The 976-nt window shown below is 65.3% G+C and carries 2 pseudogenes; one reads left to right on the top strand and one right to left on the bottom strand.

From position 1 onward, the window contains the following. Nucleotides 1-202 (top strand): annotated as a pseudogene (locus tag AC5Y4T_RS26115) (hypothetical protein); the annotation flags it as partial. A gap of 165 nt (nucleotides 203-367) precedes the next feature. Here AC5Y4T_RS26115 and AC5Y4T_RS26110 read toward each other — a convergent pair. Beyond that, nucleotides 368-976 (bottom strand): annotated as a pseudogene (locus tag AC5Y4T_RS26110) (ISL3 family transposase); the annotation flags it as partial.

The following is a 976-nucleotide window of genomic DNA, read 5'->3' as shown; positions in this document are numbered from 1 at the left end:
GGGACGCGGGGCAGCTCGGACAATCAGCCAGATGCCCGACGTCAACTCCGTTCAGTGGATTACCCGGCCACTGGGCGTTCCGTTGGACCAAGCATCTCTGACCTACGGAGTAAGCTGCGAACACCGCGGCCGCAGCGGGGACCCGCTCTACGGGGTGCGCGGCACCCTGCGCACCCGGCTCCCCCTGGTCCAGGTGACCTGAAATGTCTATCAACGCGTCATCGCCGCCTACGCCCACCCCGGCCGTCGCCGTGGCAAGACCATGCTGGCGGCGATCATCGATTCGCTGCGTCGCGGCGTGCCCGCGGAACTGGTCTAGAGGAACCGGCCCAACTCGGCCACACCCTGTGGCGCCGCCGCGCTGACGTGCCAGGACGTCAGCGGCCCGCTTGTTCAGTGTCCGTCTGAGGGTTTCCTGCAGTGCCTTCGGCAAAGCCAGCGCTGAGCGCGTTGCTCAGCTACTGCCATCATGGCGCGGCCCTTTTTGCGGTCAGGTTCTCGGTAGGCCGCCACGGCGCGTTGATACATCGTCCAGGTGGCTTCGAGCTCGGCATGAGCATCGGCGGCGAATCAGCTGGCTAGCCAGGCTTTCTGCTTATCGGTGAGCAGATCGGCCCCCGTGTGCAGGGTCCGCCGCGCCCGGTAGAGCGGGTCGGTTGTGCGGCCCCGATGCCCGCAGGCGGCCAGCTGAAACAGGCGGCCGGCACTCATCGACAGCGTTGCCGGCCAGCCGAACCACATGAAAGGGAATCCATCACCGTCATCGCCTCCGGTAACTCTTCGGTGGTGGCGGTCTTGAACCCGGAAAAGCCGTCTATGGCAACGACTTCCAGACCGTCGCGCCAGGACTCCTCGCAATGAGCGAGCCACTGCTGAAACGCTCGTTTCGAGCGGCCCTCGACCATGTCCAGGAGCCTGACAGGGCCGGTCTTATCCGGCTCTTCAGAATCCAGGGTGTAGTTGGGGTTCTGAATCG

It is taken from the genome of Mycobacterium sp. NGS11 (assembly GCF_059813315.1).
The sequence above is the reverse complement of the archived record's forward strand: the minus strand, read 5'-3'. Positions and strand labels throughout refer to the sequence as shown.